This is a genomic window from uncultured Methanobrevibacter sp. (genome assembly GCF_902764455.1).
Taxonomy (GTDB): Archaea; Methanobacteriota; Methanobacteria; order Methanobacteriales; family Methanobacteriaceae; genus Methanocatella.
In genome coordinates this window covers 1-2,421 of record NZ_CACWVY010000078.1, presented here as the reverse complement: position 1 = coordinate 2,421, position 2,421 = coordinate 1, and the positions used below count along the sequence as shown (strand labels likewise).

3 protein-coding genes are annotated in these 2,421 nt (G+C 25.0%); all 3 read left to right on the top strand.

What is annotated here, in order from left to right; genetic code table 11:
* Positions 1 to 409 precede the first annotated feature (409 nt).
* On the top strand, positions 410 to 1,681 hold the full coding sequence (locus QZU75_RS12625) for a transposase (RefSeq protein WP_296884185.1): 1,272 nt from the start codon (positions 410 to 412) through the stop codon (positions 1,679 to 1,681).
* Positions 1,662 to 1,907 (top strand): transposase, encoded by a 246-nt coding sequence (locus QZU75_RS12620; RefSeq protein ID WP_296884187.1) that lies wholly within the window; start codon positions 1,662 to 1,664, stop codon positions 1,905 to 1,907. Before QZU75_RS12625 ends, QZU75_RS12620 begins: the two co-directional genes overlap by 20 nt.
* A 330-nt stretch (positions 1,908 to 2,237) precedes the next feature.
* On the top strand, positions 2,238 to 2,421 hold a 184-nt coding region (locus QZU75_RS12615; protein WP_296884183.1), incomplete at its 3' end, for a hypothetical protein.

The window sequence follows — 2,421 nt, the reverse complement described above, 5'->3', positions numbered from 1 at the left end:
TGAAAAGAAACCTGTCATTTAATGAAAGAAAAAGTGAAAAGATAAACTCTTTTTTTAATATAAAATGTGTCTAACCAGTGACATTTTTAACAGTGCCCACAATCAAAAAATTACATCCCCGTTACAATTCAGAAGTAAAATTAGAAATAGTTACTTAAAAGTATATTAAAATAATATATAATATTATAAATTTAATTTTCTAAAATACTATATTTTTTTTACTAATTTTTCGTTGTTAATTTGTTTATTTTAAAAATTGATTTCTAAAAAGTAGTTAATTATAAATATGTGGGAAGATAAATAGTTATTTAAAGCAACAAAACCAAAACACTTCCCACAATTTATTTTTATGTATTTTGTGACACTTAAATGTTTTGGTTTTGTCAAAAATTCAGGTGTTTTGATATTTATGACTTTAGTTTATGATAATACTACTTGTGAACAGGCTATTTTTACTTATTCCTTTTCTGGACAGAATTTAAATAATGATAACATTGTTTTTACAATTAAAAAGTTAGTAAGTAATTTTAAACGTGATTTTCCATTACTATTTAAAGATGATATTAAGACTCAGGGAAGACCAAAAAAATATTATTTAGATGAATTATTGGGTTTTGTTATTTATGGAGTTTATAATAATCGTTTTAGTTGTAGAAAATTGGCTAATTGGATAAATAATAATGATGAATCTGTTAATTTTATCTTGAATGATAAGAAGCCTAAAAAGTCAATTATTAATTTGTTTTTACAGGAAAATACATTGTTAATTAACGCTTTTTTCCATTACACGGTAATTTTTGGGATTAATTTAGGTTTAATTGATGGTGAGTGTATTGCTGTTGATGGAAGTATCGTAAAAGCCCATGCTAATAATTTTCGTTTGATCAAAATTGAAGAAATCGAATTTTTACAAAATTTGATTTTAGATTATGGTGAAAACTGGAGTAAAAATAGTATTTGGCATAAAATACACCAATATTTCAATGAAAATAAAAAACATAATGAAATAAATAGTTTAATAAGTGAAATAAGTGATAATTTGAATAAGAATGCTCTAATTCTTCTTAAAACTGCTTTGATTAGCATGGATAATTTATATTATATTCTTGATTTTTTAGATGTTTTAAAAGCAAATTATGATGGAAAACATACAATTAGTTTAACAGACCCTGAATCAAGATGGATGATGGATAAAAAAGGAAATATAGGTTTAAATTACAATTATCAAGTTGCTGTTGACAGTAAAAATGGAATGGTCGTAGGTCAATACCTAACACAGAATGTTACTGACGCTAACGAATTATTTGAAATGTTACATGAAATAAAAATACAAATGAGAATCAATCCACAGGTATTAGTTGCAGATAACGGATATATGAACGATAATGCAATAAAATATGCTTATGAAAACAATATAAGATTATTAATTCCAGATCGAGCAGAAAGCAGTAAATCCAAACCTAAAAATAAAGAAAAACCCTTCACTAAACCAAATTTCACATATGATTGGAAAACAGACTCATTCATCTGCCCAATAGGCGAACAATTACTTTACAAAAACAATAGAAAATTAAACGGAGACTGGATGCGAGTATACTCAACAAACAAATGTAAAACTTGCCCAGTAAAAAAATCAATGTACAAAAAGCAGAGTAAAAGAAATTTTCGAACCTGTAGATGATTTAAGATGGAAAATGAAAGCAGATATCAAATCTCATGAAGGAAAAATCTACTACAAAAAAAGAGCAAATCTAAACGAAGCACACTTCGGACTACTCAGAAACGTACGTAATTTCAAAAAATTAAACAGAACCTGCATGAAAAATGCAGAAAAAGAATTAACAATACACTCAATAGCACATAACATACAAAAAATACACGAAAAACTAAACGCAACACTCATTTAAACAAAAAAACAAATAAATAAAAACACACATCCAAACAACAAACACAAAATAAACAAGCCATTAATTAATTAAAATCAAACATTAAATAAGCTAAAAATTCTATAAAAAGTAATAAAGTGAAATTTCAAGTGTAAACTAACTCCTGAAACTCCACAAATCTCATTCTAAGAGCAAAACCTTTTAATAAAAATTCAATCCAAAAATTGAATTATTGGACGAACTCCTCATTTAATATTTTTAGTAATACTTTAATTAATTATATAAATAATAAATATATATATATTACGATATGAAAATAATTGCATAACATTTTATCTAGGAGGTTTTAATATGATTAATAGTAAACTTGTTACTTTTAATTTTAAATATATAGCAATTTTAATTATTTTTTCTGTTTTATTAGTTGGTGTTTCTGGTGTTTGTGCACAAGACATCAATGCCACTGATAATATGGTAGATTTAAATAATAATAATGATATGGTGAAAAATCCTATAATTGGTGATGAAAATGAAA

Coding starts and splice junctions, on each gene's coding strand:
- QZU75_RS12625 (WP_296884185.1), top strand. CDS start 410: ATGACTTTAGTTTATGATAATACTACTTGTGAACAGGCTATTTTTACT.